The sequence below is a fragment of the Pseudomonas sp. MWU13-2100 genome (genome assembly GCF_023242365.1).
GTDB lineage: Bacteria > Pseudomonadota > Gammaproteobacteria > Pseudomonadales > Pseudomonadaceae > Aquipseudomonas.
This window is the reverse complement of record NZ_JALLIX010000017.1, coordinates 44,274-59,851: the sequence shown is the minus strand read 5'-3', so window position 1 is coordinate 59,851 and position 15,578 is coordinate 44,274. Positions and strand designations below refer to the sequence as shown.

13 protein-coding genes and 4 tRNA genes are annotated in these 15,578 nt (G+C 61.3%); 7 read left to right on the top strand and 10 right to left on the bottom strand.

What is annotated here, in order from left to right:
* Positions 1-41: 41 nt before the first annotated feature.
* Positions 42-2,258 carry a DNA internalization-related competence protein ComEC/Rec2 gene (locus M5B99_RS14165; RefSeq protein WP_248804600.1) on the bottom strand — a complete coding sequence of 739 codons (2,217 nt, stop codon included), beginning with the start codon at positions 2,256-2,258 and terminating at the stop codon, positions 42-44.
* 136 nt (positions 2,259-2,394) lie between these two features.
* Here M5B99_RS14165 and M5B99_RS14160 point away from each other — a divergent pair, with 136 nt between their 5' ends.
* Positions 2,395-2,916: a DUF2062 domain-containing protein gene (locus M5B99_RS14160; RefSeq protein WP_248804599.1), complete on the top strand. Its 522-nt coding sequence runs from the start codon at positions 2,395-2,397 to the stop codon at positions 2,914-2,916.
* A gap of 6 nt (positions 2,917-2,922) precedes the next feature.
* Here the strand turns inward: M5B99_RS14160 and M5B99_RS14155 are convergent, their stop codons facing one another.
* The 3 genes from M5B99_RS14155 to M5B99_RS14145 all read right to left on the bottom strand — a co-directional run bounded on the left by M5B99_RS14155 (position 2,923) and on the right by M5B99_RS14145 (position 5,388).
* On the bottom strand, positions 2,923-3,702 hold the full coding sequence (locus M5B99_RS14155; protein ID WP_248796983.1) for an ABC transporter permease: 780 nt from the start codon (positions 3,700-3,702) through the stop codon (positions 2,923-2,925).
* On the bottom strand, positions 3,699-4,631 hold the full coding sequence (locus tag M5B99_RS14150; RefSeq protein ID WP_248796982.1) for an ABC transporter ATP-binding protein: 933 nt from the start codon (positions 4,629-4,631) through the stop codon (positions 3,699-3,701). The genes M5B99_RS14155 and M5B99_RS14150 overlap by 4 nt, the downstream gene beginning before the upstream one ends.
* A 133-nt stretch (positions 4,632-4,764) precedes the next feature.
* Positions 4,765-5,388, bottom strand: coding sequence for a glutathione S-transferase (locus M5B99_RS14145; protein WP_248804598.1), 624 nt, complete (start codon positions 5,386-5,388; stop codon positions 4,765-4,767).
* 308 nt (positions 5,389-5,696) lie between these two features.
* Here M5B99_RS14145 and M5B99_RS14140 point away from each other — a divergent pair, with 308 nt between their 5' ends.
* Both M5B99_RS14140 and M5B99_RS14135 read left to right on the top strand, forming a co-directional pair.
* Complete coding sequence (locus tag M5B99_RS14140) at positions 5,697-8,144, top strand: acyl-CoA dehydrogenase (RefSeq protein ID WP_248804597.1); 2,448 nt, start codon at positions 5,697-5,699, stop codon at positions 8,142-8,144.
* Positions 8,145-8,246: 102 nt separating this feature from the next.
* Entirely contained in the window at positions 8,247-8,654 is a 408-nt protein-coding gene (locus M5B99_RS14135) for a PA2817 family protein (RefSeq protein WP_248804596.1), read from the top strand.
* Positions 8,655-8,785: 131 nt separating this feature from the next.
* Here the strand turns inward: M5B99_RS14135 and M5B99_RS14130 are convergent, their stop codons facing one another.
* Positions 8,786-9,736: a LysR family transcriptional regulator gene (locus M5B99_RS14130; RefSeq protein WP_248804595.1), complete on the bottom strand. Its 951-nt coding sequence runs from the start codon at positions 9,734-9,736 to the stop codon at positions 8,786-8,788.
* A 103-nt stretch (positions 9,737-9,839) separates the two neighbouring features.
* Between M5B99_RS14130 and M5B99_RS14125 the strand changes: the two genes are divergently transcribed.
* Together M5B99_RS14125 and M5B99_RS30255 are read left to right on the top strand one after the other, a co-directional pair.
* Complete coding sequence (locus M5B99_RS14125; RefSeq protein ID WP_248804594.1) at positions 9,840-10,478, top strand: LysE family translocator; 639 nt, start codon at positions 9,840-9,842, stop codon at positions 10,476-10,478.
* A gap of 830 nt (positions 10,479-11,308) precedes the next feature.
* Complete coding sequence (locus tag M5B99_RS30255) at positions 11,309-11,644, top strand: PoNe immunity protein domain-containing protein (RefSeq protein ID WP_412548733.1); 336 nt, start codon at positions 11,309-11,311, stop codon at positions 11,642-11,644.
* A gap of 306 nt (positions 11,645-11,950) precedes the next feature.
* Here the strand turns inward: M5B99_RS30255 and M5B99_RS14120 are convergent.
* The 4 genes from M5B99_RS14120 to M5B99_RS14105 all read right to left on the bottom strand — a co-directional run bounded on the left by M5B99_RS14120 (position 11,951) and on the right by M5B99_RS14105 (position 12,364).
* A tRNA-Gly gene (locus M5B99_RS14120) sits at positions 11,951-12,026 on the bottom strand.
* 3 nt (positions 12,027-12,029) lie between these two features.
* Positions 12,030-12,105, bottom strand: a tRNA-Glu gene (locus tag M5B99_RS14115).
* Between the two features lie 105 nt (positions 12,106-12,210).
* A tRNA-Gly gene (locus tag M5B99_RS14110) sits at positions 12,211-12,286 on the bottom strand.
* Positions 12,287-12,288: 2 nt separating this feature from the next.
* Positions 12,289-12,364: transfer RNA gene (locus M5B99_RS14105), tRNA-Glu, on the bottom strand.
* Positions 12,365-12,707: 343 nt separating this feature from the next.
* On the opposite strand from M5B99_RS14105, the gene M5B99_RS14100 reads away from it, so the two are divergent.
* A complete protein-coding gene (locus M5B99_RS14100) occupies positions 12,708-13,466 on the top strand; it encodes a hypothetical protein (protein WP_248804593.1) in 759 nt (252 codons plus the stop codon).
* 67 nt (positions 13,467-13,533) lie between these two features.
* Here M5B99_RS14100 and M5B99_RS14095 read toward each other — a convergent pair whose 3' ends face one another.
* Complete coding sequence (locus M5B99_RS14095; protein ID WP_248804592.1) at positions 13,534-13,878, bottom strand: YggL family protein; 345 nt, start codon at positions 13,876-13,878, stop codon at positions 13,534-13,536.
* Between the two features lie 231 nt (positions 13,879-14,109).
* Here M5B99_RS14095 and dacB point away from each other — a divergent pair, with 231 nt between their 5' ends.
* Positions 14,110-15,564 carry a D-alanyl-D-alanine carboxypeptidase/D-alanyl-D-alanine-endopeptidase gene (gene dacB, locus M5B99_RS14090; RefSeq protein WP_248804591.1) on the top strand — a complete coding sequence of 485 codons (1,455 nt, stop codon included), beginning with the start codon at positions 14,110-14,112 and terminating at the stop codon, positions 15,562-15,564.
* Positions 15,565-15,578 lie beyond the last annotated feature (14 nt).

The window sequence follows — 15,578 nt, the reverse complement described above, 5'->3', positions numbered from 1 at the left end:
CGGAGTACTTTAATAACCCTGGGTTATTGAAAAGCCCCAGGCTATTGCCGCCAGAAACGCCGCTCGGCCTGCAGGGCCCGCGGCTCGTCGAAACGACCGAGCATCAGACGCACCGCGCCCTGTTCCGCGCTGTCGAATATGGCCATGTCCAAGGCTTTGTAACGCGCGATGACCTGCGGGTGAGGATGGCCGAAGGCATTGCCGCGCCCACGGGAAACCAGCACCCCACGGGGGGACAGGCGTTGCAGGAAAACCACTGACGAGGAACTGCGGCTGCCGTGATGGGGAGCCTGCAGCCAGTCGCTGCTTATCGCCAGCGGACTGTCGAGGAAGGCTCGTTCGGCCTCGACATCGATATCACCGGTCAGCAGCAGACGTTCGCCATTGGCCTCGATCTGCAAGACGCAGGAAGATTGGTTGCTGTCCCGGGCCTCGGACCAGCGCCACAGGGCAAAACGCACACCGTCCCACTGCCAGTGCCGGCCGTTGATACACGGCTGGGCCTGCAACGCCGCGGGCAAACCCTCGATGTCGCCGCCGAGCACCTCGCCCACCGGCAAGCCGCGGCGCACGGCCAGGGCCCCGCCGGCGTGATCGGCATCGGCATGGCTGAGCAGCAGCGTATCGAGCCTGCGCACCCCCAGCTTGCGCAAAGACGGCAGCACCACCCGCTCCCCCTGGTCAAACTCGCCGAAGCGCGGTCCGGCGTCGTACAACAGGCTGTGCCCACGGGTTCGGACAAGGATCGCCAACCCCTGGCCGACATCCAGCTGCCAGACCTCGGCCTCGCCCGGCGCCACTTGCGTTGCAGGTGCAAATACCGCCAGCGCCGCCAGCGGCCAACCCAAAGGGCGCAAGGGCATGCCGGCAGGCAGCAACAGCAGCAGGATACCCAGGCCACTCAGCGCCCAGGCCCATAGTGGAACGCTCGCCGGGACCCAGGCCGGCACTTGCGCGGCCAGCCATTCGAGCCCTTGAAACAATCCGCCGAGCAAACCGCCGGCCAGCCACAGCAGCGCCTCCCCCAGCCAGGGCAGCGGCAACAGCAGTGTGCCGAACAAGGCCAGGGGCAATACCAGCAGGCCGACCAACGGGACCGCGATCCAGTTGGCCAGCGGTGCACTGAGACTGACCGGCAGGCCCAGTAACAGCAGCGCCGGAAACAGGCCGAGGGCGATCACCCATTGCCCACGGGTCCAGCTCTGCCAGAAGCTCCAGGCGCCCAGTCGTCCACTGAAGGTGAAGATCAGCACCGCCACGGCGGCAAAGGACAACCAGAATCCCGCCTGCAGACTCACCAGCGGGTCGAACAACAGTACCAGGTTCAAGGCCGCCAGCAGCGGCACCAGCGCCCCCAGGTGGCGATAGCGCAAACGCCACAACAGCACCATGGCGAGCATCACGCAGGCCCGGCGCACCGGCACGCCGAACCCGGCCAGCAGTGCGTAACCCAATGCCGCCGCAAAGGCCAGACCACACGCCCAGGGCAGCCAGGGCCAACGGCCCGGCCACAGGCCGTAACGCGCCAGTCCGGCGATCAGGGTGTAGACCAGTCCCGCGAACAGGCCGATATGCTGGCCGGAAATCACCAGCAGATGCAGGGTGCCGGTGTCCTGCAGCACACGCCAGGTCTGCGCCGACAGACCTGAACCGTCACCGAGTACCAGTGCCACCAGGGCTGCCGATTGCCCCAGGGCATCGACTTGCAGCAAGCGCCGCCTGATCCCATCGCGCCAGGCGCCACTGGCGGGCGCCAGCAACTGCCCATCCTTGATCGTGCCGGTGGCGCCGATGCGCCGGGCGAGCAGCCAGGCCTCATAGTCGAACCCGGCGGGATTGAGCAAACCCTGTCCACGCTTGAGCTGCACCGCCAGGCGCCAGCGCTCGCCACTGCGCAGATCCGGGCCGCCGAACCAGGACAAGCGCAAACGCGCCGGCAGCGGTGCCCGGCGCGAAGTCGCACCCTCCAGTTCGAAGCGCACGACCTGTTCATCCCGTTGCGGCAAACCGACCACCCGGCCCTCCACCCACAGGGTCTGGCCGTCCAGCACCGGCGCCAGCCGATCGTCCAGCGCCCGCTGCGCCTGGAAGCAGGCCCAACTGCAGCCGAACAGAAACAACGCCAGCGGGTAGGTGCGAAACGGCAACAACATCAGCCCGAGTACCGGCAGCACCAGCAACAGCCCGCCGGGTGGCAGTTGTGGTAGGAAACGCAAGGCCACAAACCCCGCTGCCAACGCCAACATCCCTGTGCGCATAACCCCCTCCTTGAACCCGTTCAGTTCTCGGAATAGCCGGGTTACGCGGACGGTGCTTTATTTACTGTCACAAAGTCTGAATCGGCCGCCCGTAAAATCCGGGCATACTGCCCGCCTGAATCGCCCGAGAAGCCTTATGCCGCGTCGCTTATTCAAACGCTACATGCCGGACCCGACCCGCATCAGGGAACACAAACACTTACGTTTTTTCGGTCCCCTGCTCCACGATCCGAACCTCTGGCACCTCAATCGGCACTCGGTGGCGCGGGCCATGGCGGTGGGTTTGTTTGCGGCCTTGATGCCGATGCCCTTGCAGATGCTGCTGGCAGCGTTCCTGGCAATTCTCGTGCGTGGCAATATGCCGATTGCCGTCAGCCTGGTGTGGCTGACCAATCCGCTGACGATTCCGCCGATTTTCTATTGTGCCTACCAGCTCGGTGCCTGGTTGCTGCACGTGCCACCCCGCGGCCTGCCGGACGAGTTGACCTGGGCCTGGATCAGCGGGCAACTGTCGACGCTCTGGCAACCGCTGTTGCTCGGTTCGCTGGTATTGGGAATGACGCTCGGCGCGCTGGGTTACTACCTGACCATGAGCTACTGGCGCTGGTGGGTGGCCAGGCAATGGAAACGGCGCCAGGAGCGACGCCGTCGTCCATGAAAACCCTTACTGACGCATACCGCGGCCGCTGACCAGCAACCGCGCACAACCGATGTAGAGGGCTACCGTCGCCACCAGCATGAAGGTGATGGCCACGCTGATGCGGATGTCCGACACCCCGAGAATGCCGTAGCGGAAGGCGTTGACCATGTGCAGCACCGGGTTGGCCAGCGACACGGTCTGCCAGAACGGTGGCAGCAGGGTAATCGAGTAGAAGACCCCGCCGAGGTAGGTCAGCGGCGTCAGCACGAAAGTCGGGATAATCGAGATATCGTCGAAATTACGTGCAAAGACCGCGTTGATGAACCCCAGAAGCGAGAAGATCGTCGCCGTCAGGATCACCACCAGCAGGGTCACGCCCAGGTGATGGACCTGCAAGTGGGTGAAGAACAGCGAGAGCAAGGTCACGATGATCCCCACCATCAGCCCGCGCAGGACACCGCCGAGGGTGTAGCCGATCAGGATGGTATGGGGCGAGACCGGCGAAACCATCAACTCTTCGATGGAGCGCTGGAACTTGCTGCCGAAGAAACTCGAGACCACGTTGCCGTAGGAGTTGGTGATCACCGACATCATGATCAGGCCCGGCACGATGTACTCCATGTAGGTGAAGCCACCCATGCCGCCGATCTGCCGGCCGATCAGGTTGCCGAAGATCACGAAGTACAGGACCATGGTGATGGCCGGGGGGAGCAGGGTCTGTGGCCAGATCCGGGTAAACCGCCGGACTTCGCGGTAAACGATGGTGTTGAGCGCGACCAGGTTGGGTTGCAGTTCCGAACTCATACCGCCACCTTCGACAGGTTTTTTTCCACCAGGGACACGAACAGCTCCTCGAGGCGATTGGTTTTGTTACGCAGGCTCAGGACTTCGACCTGCTGCGTGGCCAACTGCCCGAACAACGCCGTGATACCCGCGTCCTTGTCGACCTGGACTTCCAGGGTGCGACTGTCCAGCAACTTGCTCGGATAGCCGATCAATTGCGGCGGCTGCTGCAGATCGTTCTTCAGGTCGAGCAGGAAGGTCTCCACATGCAGCTGGCTGAGCAACTGGCGCATGCTGGTATTTTCGACAATGGTGCCGTGATCGATGATGCCGATATTACGGCACAACTGCTCAGCCTCCTCCAGGTAATGGGTGGTGAGGATGATGGTGATGCCTTTCTGGTTCAGTTCGGTGAGGAAGGTCCACATCGAACGACGCAGTTCGATATCGACCCCCGCGGTCGGCTCGTCGAGGATCAACAGGCGCGGTTCATGCACCAGCGCCCGGGCGATCATCAGGCGACGTTTCATGCCGCCGGACAACGACCGCGACGGTACGTCGCGCTTGTCCCACAGGCCCAGTTGGGTCAGGTACTGTTCGGCGCGCTCCTTGGCGATTTTCGCCGGAATGCCGTAATAGCCGGCCTGGGTCACGACGATATCGAAGGTCTTCTCGAACTGGTTGAAGTTGAACTCCTGCGGCACCACGCCAATGCAGCGCTTGAGCGCGGCGGGTTCGCGATCGAGGTCGTGCCCGAACACCTTCACCGTGCCGCTGGTCTTGTTCACCAGGGTCGAGAGGATGCCGATGGTGGTGGATTTACCGGCACCGTTAGGGCCGAGCAAGGCGAAGAAATCACCTTCGGCGACGTCCAGATCGATACCACTCAGGGCCTGGAAACCGTTGCCGTAGGTTTTGGTTAGCTGCCGGATGGACAGAGCGGAACTCATATCGGATTCATGCACCAAGAAGGGAAGAAGGAACTAAATAAGGCCACGCCGTTTTGAATACAACGGCGGCGAACCGGGACCATGGTGCTTGGGCTCGCCGCACAAGTACAGCAACCGACGTTAATAGTGGCTATTAAGTCAACGCGGTCATAACCGCACGCTGATAGGCCGGGCGTTGTTTCAAGCGTTCGTACCAGGCACTCAAATGGGGCATCGATGGACGCTCGATCGGCATTTCAAACCAGGCATAGATAAAGCTGCCGAGGGGAATATCACCCATGCCGATCTCCTCGCCCGACAGGTAGGGCTGCTCGGCCAGCGCCGCATCGACCCGTTGCAGCAGGTCGGCGCAAATGTTCAACGAAGCGTTGATCGCGGCCCAATCCTGCTGCTCGGCAGGAGTGCGCAATACGCCCCAGAACACTGCGCGAAACGGCGCGGCAAAGGACGAGGTGGTCCAGTCCATCCACTTGTCCGCCTTGGCCCGCGCCTGCAGATCATTGGAGAACCAGTTGGACCCGGCGGCATGCTTGGCGGTCAGGTAGCGCACGATGCTGTTCGATTCCCAGAGGACAAAATCACCGTCCTCGATCATCGGCACCAGCTTGTTAGGGTTTTTCGCACGATATTCGGGTGTATCCACCACACCGAACGCTCCGCCGGCATCCAGAGACGCGTAAGGCAGGCCAAGTTCCTCGGCACACCACAAGGCTTTCCTGACGTTCGACGAATTTTTCCTACCCCAGATCTTCAGCATGACAGCCTCTCTATGGATAAATGCCGACGCAGTCTACGCGTGAACGCCCCGGGCTCAAATCCTTGCACACGAGGAAAGTAGCAGAGTGGATGAAGCCCGTCGCAACGCGGGCCGTGACGAAATCGGCGAACTCCACCGAGAGAGGACGGTCACTATCGATAGCCTGCTCACTTTTGGACCAGGTTGCCCGGGCCATTGCACTTGTAAACATGTGCCTACAGATTTCGACACACAGCCCCATGCCCTGTTTACCGGATGCCGACTAAGCTCAATCGGTACCTTGGCGCTGTCTTTAAGGAGGATTGAATATGCTGCTGTTGTGGATACTGGTACTGGTGATCGGCGTCGCCTGGCTGGCGCATCGCCGAGTCGCTCCGCTTCCCGTACTCGGCATAGTCGCCGTCTACCTCGTTGCGATGGGCCGGTTCGGCCATGCGCCGGGCAGCCTGATGCTGGTGCTGTGGGTGTTGCTCGCGGTTGTCGCGGCGGCGCTGCTGCTGCCCGATCTGCGCCGCAAACTGTTCACCGCCCCACTGTTCGCCTGGTTCCGTAAAGTCCTGCCGCCGATGTCCGAGACCGAGCGCGATGCCATCGACGCCGGCACCGTCTGGTGGGATGGCGAGCTGTTCAGCGGACGTCCGGACTGGAACAAGCTGCTGGCCTACCCCAAGGCGCGGTTGACCGAGGAGGAACAGGCGTTTATCGACGGTCCGACCGAAGCGCTCTGCGCCATGGTCAGCGACTGGCAGATCGGCCAGGCCATGGACCTGCCGCCCGAAGCCTGGGCGCATATCAAAGAGCACGGTTTCTTTGCCCTGATCATCCCCAAGGAGTTCGGCGGCAAGGGCTTTTCCGCCTATGCCCACTCCCAGGTGGCGATGAAACTGGCGACCCGTAGCGGCGACCTCGCCTCCACCGTGATGGTGCCCAATTCCCTCGGCCCGGCCGAATTGCTGCTGCATTACGGTACCGACGAGCAACGCAACCACTACCTGCCCCGCCTGGCCCGTGGCGACGATATCCCGTGTTTTGCCCTGACCGGTCCGCTGGCCGGCTCCGATGCCGGTTCCATGCCGGACACCGGGGTTATCTGCAAGGGCCAATGGCAAGGCGAGGAAGTCCTCGGCCTACGCCTGAACTGGGAAAAACGCTACATCACCCTGGGCCCGGTGGCGACTTTGCTCGGGCTGGCCTTCAAGGCCCATGACCCGGAGCATCTGCTGGGCGAAGAGGAAGACCTGGGCATCAGCCTCGCGCTGATTCCCACCGACACCCCGGGGGTCGAGATCGGCCGGCGTCACCTGCCCCTCGGCGCCGCCTTCATGAACGGCCCGAACTCGGGCAAGGACGTGTTCATCCCGCTGTCGCTCCTGATTGGCGGCCAGGACATGCTCGGCAAAGGCTGGATGATGCTGATGAACTGCCTGTCGGTGGGCCGCTCGATCTCCCTGCCGGCGGTGGGCACCGGCGCGGCCAAGTTCACCAGCCTGGTGACCGGCCAGTACAGCCAGGTCCGCGAACAGTTCAACGTCCCGCTGGCCGCCTTCGAAGGTATCCAGGAAGCCCTCGCCCGTATCGGCGGCAACGCCTGGCTGATGGACAGTGCGCGAATGCTCACGGCCAATGCCATCGACCTCGGCGAGAAACCCTCGGTGCTCTCGGCGATTCTCAAGTATCACCTGACCGAACGCGGTCGCGAGTGCATCGGCCACGCCATGGACGTGCACGGCGGCAAGGGCATCATCATGGGCCCGAACAACTACCTGGGCCGCAGCTGGCAAGGCGCGCCGATCTTCATCACGGTGGAAGGGGCGAATATCCTGTCGCGCAACCTGATGATCTTCGGCCAGGGCGCGATTCGCTGCCACCCCTTCGTCCTCAAGGAAATGGCTCTGGCCGCCCGCGAGGATCACGACCAGGCACTGCTGGAGTTCGACAAGCTGCTGCTTGATCACATCGGCTTTGCCGTCGGCAATGCCGCCAGCACCCTGGTCCTGAACCTCGGGCTCGGGCATTTCGAAGCAACGCCGGGCAATCGCCTGAGCCAGGGCTATTTCCGCGCGCTGAATCGCCAGGCGGCGGCCTTCGCCCTGCTGGCGGACCTGTGCATGATGCTGCTGGGCGGCGAACTGAAGCGCCGCGAACGGCTGTCGGCACGCCTGGGGGATGTACTCAGCCACCTGTACCTGGCGTCGGCGGCGCTCAAGCGTTACCACGACCTGGACTCCCCGGACTATCTGCAACCGCTATTCGCCTGGGCCATGGAAGAGAGCCTCGGGCAGTCGGAACGGGCCCTGGACGAATTGCTGAAAAATTTCCCGAACCGCATCCTCGGCTGCTTGTTGCGAGTGCTGGTGTTTCCGTTCGGGCGTCGGCATACCGGCCCTTCCGACGCATTGGATGCCGAAGTCGCCGCCGTGCTCGGTCGGGCCAAAGGTGATCCGGCGCTGGAAGCCGTGCTCGAAGGCTGCTACCGCCCGCAATCGGCGAACGATCCGGTCGGCGCCCTGCAACACGCCTACGACCTGTTGGCTGCCAGCCATGGGCTACAGAAAAAACTGCACAGCGCGCTCAAGAGTGGCCAGGTCAAGCCAGGTGCCGAGGAGTCGGCCATCGATGCGGCCCTGGAGGCCGGTGTATTGCAGCCCGCCGAAGCCGAAACCCTGCGCCAGGCGGAAGCGGCGCGGCGCAAGGTCATCAACGTGGACGATTTCAGCAAGGAACAACTGCGCCCAGGTAAAGGCAAGGTTCGCTAGGGGCCCAGCACCGCCAGGTCGGCTGGGTAGATAGCCTGACACGACAACGGGCGCCGAGAGCCTTATACTCTCGCGCCCGTTTTACCCTTGAGGCCCCCTGTCATGTCCAACCTCGTTGCCGATCACCTGGTCCTGCTCGACCACCTGCGCAGCATTCTGGTCGCCGTTGGCGAAGCCGAGCAGGTCCCCGAAGAAAGTCATGCACTGTTCCTCGAACGTTTCGACGAGTTGCGCGCGCAACTGCCGGTCGAACCGGTGGAAAGCCAGTACCTGGGCCAGGACCTGCTGTGCCAGGTAATCCAGCGTTATCCGCAGATTGCCCACCTGGTGCCACGCGACCTGCTGTGGTTCTTTGGCGGTGACTGCCTGCATTACATGCCGGATGACGAACTGGAGCTGTACCAGGCGCTGGAAGAACGCCGCTATGAAGCCGAACTGAACGACGAGCCGTTCGACTGGAACCAGGAAAAGCAGTTGCTGGCGCTCTCGACCCAGGACAGCAAGCACTGATACAAAGCGCTCCCCCAGGCTGAGCGCGGCCTTTGTGGGAGCCAGCTTGCGGCGATGAGGCCCTTGAGCCTTGCCTTGTCTATCCCGACGCCATCGCCGGCAAGCCGGCATCTACAAGTTTTGTGCGGCAGTCACGCGTCCCATGCCGACAACGCCTTGCGCAATGTCGGCTCCCGGGCCAGGCGCTCCACCAGGTAGTCGATAAACACCCGCAACTTCGGCGACAGGTAGGGCGTCGGCGTATACAGCAGCCAAAGGCCGCCGTGATAGGACGCCAGGAAAGTCCAGGCCGGCAGCACCTGGACGATCAAGCCCTGCTCCAGGGCATGCCGCGCCGTGAAATACGGCAGGCTGCCAATGCCGATATGCTGCAACACCGCATCCAGCCGCACCCCGGTGTGGTTGGCCGCATAGCGCCCGCGTACCCCGACGGTCACCGACTTGCCGCCCTGCCTGAACTTCCAGCGCGCGTCATTGGGCGTGTCCCCCAGATAGATGCAACTGTGCTCCAGCAAGTCATGGGGGTGCTGCGGCGTGCCGTGTTCGGCCAGGTACTGGGGCGTCGCGCAGAGCAGATGTTCGATCGGCATCAACTGCCGCCCCACCAGCCCGACCGGCGGATGGTCGGTAATACGCAGGATCAGGTCGACATTGTCCTCGATCAGATCGACCGGCCGATCTTCGAGAATCATCTGTATATCCACCTGGGGATAACACCGCAGAAACTCCGGCATATGCGGGTGCACGACAAAACGCCCCACCGCCTTGGGCACGCTGACCCGCACCAGCCCTTGGGCCTCCTGGGTGTACTGACCGCTGATCTCCATCACCGAACGGGCTGCGCTGACCATCTCCCGGCAACGCTTGAAAGTCTCCTCACCACTGTCGCTCAGCCGCAATTTACGGGTGGTGCGCTGCAGCAGCCGGGTCGCCAGGGCCTTTTCCAAGCGGGAAATCGAGCGACTCACCGCCGACGGCGATGAACCGAGCTGGCGCGCCGCTTCCGAAAAGCTGCCGGTCTCGACCACCTTGACGAAAATCGCCATTTCGCTCAGCAACGCCAGCGGCGGATTTATGCTCATAACGCACAGGTCCATTGATTTTTGATCGGATTATCACAGGCTAACAGTCTTTTTATACTGGCGACACCCACCCGACCCGACGATCATTCACCCCGGAATCACTATGAATCCCCACTATCTGAACGAGTTCCTCGCCCTGGCGGGGATTCACTTTCTCGCCGTGGTCGCCCCTGGCCCGGATTTCGCCGTGACCATCCGTCAGAGCGTGCGCTTCGGCCGGCTGATCGGCGTGGTCACCGCCCTCGGCATCGGCGCCGGAATCTCGGTGCATGTGCTCTACACCCTGCTCGGCGTCGGCGCGCTGATGCACAGCGCGCCCTGGCTGCTGAACGTGGCCAAGGTGATCGGCGGCGGTTACATCCTCTACCTGGGCATCAACCTGCTGCGCAGCAAAGCCCGGGCGGCGCGCGCGGATTTCGGCCAGACCGCCGATGAACTTCCGCGACAGAGCCCGGCCAAGGCCTTTATGGTCGGCTTCCTGACCAATGCCACCAACCCCAAGGCCACCCTATTCTTCCTGGCGATCTTCACCACGGTGGTCAACGCCTCGACCCCGCTGGAAATCCAGGCGCTCTACGGCCTGTGGATGTGCAGCGTCAACGCACTGTGGTTCATCCTGGTCAGCCTGCTGTTTTCCAGCGACCGGGTCCGCCAGGCGTTCCTGAAGATGGGCCACTGGTTCGAACGCACCATGGGCGTGGTGCTGATTCTGTTTGCCGGGCGCCTTATGCTGTCCTTATAAACCTAGGAACGCTTCGCTCATGATCGAAGGGCGCTACCAATCTCCTCGACCGCAAAACCAACATCATGACCCGCACGAATCAGCTCCGCGAACTGAAGCATTACTGCGGGCCCGATATCATGGGCCAATGCAATGGTCATCAACTCCCGTACGGGTTCGCAGAGCTCAACTTCGACACTCGGAACACATTCCCGCGCTGTCAATCCGGCAATCAAGTTCATGTTTGTATAGTTGACACTGCTCGCCCAGATAGCACATGACATCAGCGACTGAGTAATCAAGCCATAAGTTGAAAAGCCCCTCAGTGTCTGTGTACGCTCTGTCCAATAGGGCGCGAAATACCTCTTCTCCTCGCCCTGATGTATTATCTGGCGCCAAGACATAGACCACCTGCGCGCGCCTCATCCAGATATCACCCTCCTGCAGGAAGTAAGTGCCAGGTTTCGCCTTGCTGGGATCGTCAAGAAGCAGGTCTGCATCATGCAGCTTCTTGATGAAATCGCTTACGTACCAAGGCGCCAACCCTCGACACTCGCCGGCCGTTAGGCAGCCCCGAGCCCATGCTCATCCATGCCCTGGCCGAGATCAAAGCCCCCGCGCGTTTCGGTATCCCGCTGCCGCCTCTACCCGGCAGTCGACGCGCAGTTGCGTCCCTGGGTACGTGACGAGTACCAGTACATCCTGTGGCTATTGGCATTGGCGGTCCTATTCGGCTATTCGCAGCGAGTCGAGCAGTTACCGCACTGGATCAACCAGGACGATGAACGCGGCCACGACGCCCTGCTTCATCGACTCTTTGAGCGGGTCGGCCAGACGCGGACAAGCCGCCGATTCACCCACAGCCCTATGCCAGCTTGCTGGAAAGCCTTGACCTTCGGCGTTCCGAGCAACAGCAGCGGCTGTTGCAGTACCTCAAACAGTGGTATGACGGGTCACGGGGTTGCTACTGGCATGAGCGCCATAGCCGCGCACGAGGTGACCACTTCGGTTACTGGACCTTTGAGGCCGCCTTGGTCGCCCTGTTGTGGAAGATCGATGACACGTCCATCACGACACCCATCACTATCCCAAAACGCAAATCGACAAGGCTCGCGACCGTGCATTGGCGTCTTTTAAAGAACCTACTGATACAGAGCCCCCGCCCTCGTGTTGCTCGACTGGACTGACGTTCCACCCACAACCTTCTCCGGAGTGGAGTTATCACCACCAAACGGGCTAGGTGGTTCTTTTGGTGTGTCATATGGCTTGTTTGTATCGACCATGATCAGAACTCCTTTGTGATTGACAGGAGCTTGTATCTTTTGTTTTATCGAAATACCTGACCACTGTCAGAAATGACAGTTTTTTATATTTATTTGAGATTTTCACGCGCGCGATCACTTCTATCCGACCCGGCCAGGGTGCGACCTGTTGTGACTTAAAACGCACAAACAAAAACGCCGCTCATCACTGAGCGGCGTTTTCATTGAATATGGAGCGGGAAACGAGACTCGAACTCGCGACCCCGACCTTGGCAAGGTCGTGCTCTACCAACTGAGCTATTCCCGCAAATGGCGTCCCCTAGGGGACTCGAACCCCTGTTACCGCCGTGAAAGGGCGGTGTCCTAGGCCACTAGACGAAGGGGACACGCTGACTGAAACACATGGTGTGTATTCCAGTGCCCAAAGCCGACTCCGAAGAGATCGGTTCTGGTTTCACTCAGCCCCGCCCGAAAGCAGTGCTGTTTAAAAATGGAGCGGGAAACGAGACTCGAACTCGCGACCCCGACCTTGGCAAGGTCGTGCTCTACCAACTGAGCTATTCCCGCATTGGCGTCCCCTAGGGGACTCGAACCCCTGTTACCGCCGTGAAAGGGCGGTGTCCTAGGCCACTAGACGAAGGGGACACACTACAACATTCACTCCCTGCCGCGCTTCGCTGTGTGCTTTACGCTGCAAGTGGCGCGCATTCTATGGATGGATCGAGGGGTCGTCAACCCCCAAGGATAAATTTATTTAAATCAATGACTTCGCCACCCTTTTCGGAGCTTTGCCGGCGGTCCTCGCGTCTGCACCTTGGCGCCTATATTCTGGCGCCCGACAAGACGTTATAGTGATCTCGGGAAATAGTGGCGATGTGCTCTATCCCTGACGCCCTGCAACGCGTCGCTCAACGCTATCGGCGATAACGCCAAGCCACTACACTCGTTAGCATTACACCTTGAAGAGGTCTTAACGGTGACACCACTCATGATCACCCTGCTGGTCGCAGCCGGGATCTTTCTCCTGATCGCCATCGGCTTCCTCAACCATATGGCGGAAAGTCGCAAACTGGAGAAGGCCCGACTCAAGGTCGAGCTCAATGACCGTCTGCGCCGCTGCGGCGAAATCACCGAGACCTTCCCCGGCCAATTGATGACCCCGGCCCTCAAGCTGCTGCTGACACGCCTGGAACTCAACGTGAACCAGCGGCTGTTGAACATGGAAAGGACCAGCAGCAAGTTCAAGGCTCGGATAAGCGAGCTCACGGCGCTGGTCAGCCAGGGGGAATCGATCCCGGTCAACAATCCGCCCAGCCCGATCCAGACCGAAGCCAAGGCCAAGGACGTACGCTTCCTATTAGAAGCCCTCCACGGCCAGATCACTCGCGCGGCCCAGGACGGTTTCCTCCCCGCCACCGAAGCCAAGCACTGGATCCGTGAAGTGCGGCATATCCTCGTGCTGCTGCATATCGAATTCTTCAACAACCTCGGCCAGCATGCCCTGCAACAGGAACAACCCGGGCAGGCGCGCCTGGCCTTCGAACGCGGCGTGCAATACCTGCGCAAGCAGCCTGAACCGGCGGTCTACAACGAACAGCTGATCTTCATGGAAAAGCTGCTGGCCCGTGCCAACTCCATGGTGCTCACCAATATCAAGCCGACAGAAGAAGACGTCAACGAACTGACCCAGGGCCTGAAGGATGTCGAAGCCGACGCCGACTGGAAGAAGAAAGCCATCTACGACTGATGGAATCCCAGGCATAAAAAAACGGACAAGCCAGGCTTGTCCGTTTTTTTATCTGCCTACCGGGAAATCAGGCAACCGGATTGATCGGCTTTTCCGGGTACCAGACGTCCATCAGCGGGCTGACTTCAACGGAAGTCAGTTCGCTGCGGGTCTTGAGCCAGGCTTCAACGTTAGCGCGCTGTTCAACGCTGACCGAGCCACGCTTCTGCAGGCAAACCAGACCGTAGTCATCGCCGCCGACATAGCCCAGACCGTTGGCTTCCATTGCTTCTTTCAGGAATGCGTCGAGGAAAACGTCGATAGCCTCTTCACTCAGGTCTTCTTTGAAATCCAGGTTCAGCTCGAAACCCAACTCCTGAAATTCATCGACGCACAGCTTTTTGCGCAGACGCTGGGAACGGTTAGTCGCCATGAAACAATCCTCAAAAGTAATAACGGGCGGCACTTTATCAGTTTAAGGCTGCAATTGCCCGAGTCTGTGGTGACGCCTGGTCGATCCGCGGAAAAAAATCGCCGATACACTGCCGGCCCAAGGCCCCAGCTTCACTGCCTTGGGGCATAATGCCGACACTTTCACGACCATTGAGGGATTTTTGTCGACATGCCCTCGTATTTTCCCCTCGTCGGTAGGGTTCCATTTCATATGATCAAATCTTTACGTCCGCTGCTGCTCGCCGGTCTTCTCCTGCCCCTGGCCGTCCCCATCCACGCGGCGCCCGTCAATACCACCTTCCCTCCCAAGGTCCAGCAGGCGCTCAGAGCCAGCAAGCTGCAAAACGACGCCCTGTCCCTGATGCTGGTGCCACTCGACGGCCCCGGCGTGCCCACCGCGGTCAACGCCGACGTATCAGTGAACCCGGCTTCGACCATGAAACTGATCACCACCTATGCCGCCCTGGAAATGCTCGGCCCCAACCACCAGTGGAAAACCGAGTTCTACACCGACGGCACCCTGAGCAACGGCGTCCTGCAGGGCAACCTGTACCTCAAGGGCGGCGGCGACCCGAAGCTGAACATGGAAAAGCTCTGGCTGTTGATGCGTGACCTGCGCGCCAACGGCGTGAACCAGGTGACCGGTGACCTGGTCCTCGACCGCAGCTTCTTCATCCAGCCGCAACTGCCGGAATTCAACGACGACGGCAACGACGAGAACAAACCATTCCTGGTCAAGCCCGACGCCCTGATGGTCAACCTCAAGGCGCTGCGCTTCGTCGCCCGCAATGACTCGGGCAAGGTGCTGGTCTCGGTGGAACCGCCGATCGCCAGCATCCGCATCGACAACCAGGTCAAGGTGGTCAATGCCAAGCAGTGTGCCGGCGATGTGCGCTACAACCCGGTAACCCAGGACGACGGCACCACCGTGGTCACCGTCAGCGGCCAACTGGCCGAGGGCTGCAGTTCGCAGACCTACCTGTCGCTGCTCGACCACCCGACCTACGCCGCCGGCACCGTGCGCGCCATCTGGCAGGAACTGGGCGGCAGCATCCATGGCAAGGACCGCTCCGACGTGGTGCCCAAGAGCGCCCGCCTGCTGGCCCGGGCCTACTCGCCGGACCTGACGGAAATCATTCGCGACATCAATAAGTACAGTAACAACACCATGGCCCAGCAACTGTTCCTGAGCCTGGGCGCGCAGTTTCGCAACGACGCCGATGGCGATGACGCCAAGGCGGCGCAGCGGGTGGTGCGCCAGTGGTTGGCGAAGAAAGGCATTATCGCGCCGCACCTGGTGATGGAGAACGGTTCGGGCCTGTCCCGTGCCGAGCGGGTCAGCGCACGGGAAATGGCGAGCATGCTGCAATCGGCCTGGAAGAGCCCCTATGCCGCGGAGTTCATCAGTTCGCTGCCGATCGTCGGCACCGACGGCACCATGCGCAAACGCCTGAAGCAGACGGCCATACGTGGCGAGGCGCATATTAAGACCGGGACCCTGAACACCGTGCGCGCCATTGCCGGCTTCAGCCGCGACGACAACGGCACCACCTGGGCGGTGGTGGCGATTCTCAACGACCCGAAACCCTGGGGTGCCTCGTCGGTGCTCGATCAGGTATTGCTGGACTTGTACCGCCACCCCAACGTGGCCGGCACGGACGAATAACCCGGGCCCTGAAC